Below are 295 nucleotides of genomic sequence, written 5' to 3'. Positions count from 1 at the left end.
CTAACACAAGAACGAAAATGAGATAAATGGATATTGATAACTTGTTACAAAGGAACATCTTAGGCGGTCAGGAGTACGAACCGTTGTTTCCACGTGTTAGCTGTGATAAGACTAAACTGGGCAACGGCAATACTTTTGATACGGTGAGAATGATTAAAGAAATGGTTGTAAAATATAACCATCAGACAAAGGAAGTTGCAAAGGTGTTGCAAAAAAGTTCATTGAAAGAAACGTGTGATAAGATTTATTGGTTTTTGTACAATCATATACAGTACAAAGCCGATGGACTCGAACA

Annotated in this window: 1 protein-coding gene; it reads left to right on the top strand. The window is 36.3% G+C overall.

What is annotated here, in order from left to right; all coding sequences use genetic code 11:
* Positions 1 to 26: 26 nt before the first annotated feature.
* Positions 27 to 295, top strand: a 269-nt coding sequence (locus tag D0817_RS25385) for a hypothetical protein (RefSeq protein WP_202866547.1), incomplete at its 3' end; no start/stop codon positions are given.

Source organism: Flavobacterium cupreum (assembly GCF_003996965.1).
In the GTDB taxonomy this organism is placed as follows: Bacteria; Bacteroidota; Bacteroidia; order Flavobacteriales; family Flavobacteriaceae; genus Flavobacterium; species Flavobacterium cupreum.
The sequence above is the reverse complement of the archived record's forward strand: the minus strand, read 5'-3'. Positions and strand labels throughout refer to the sequence as shown.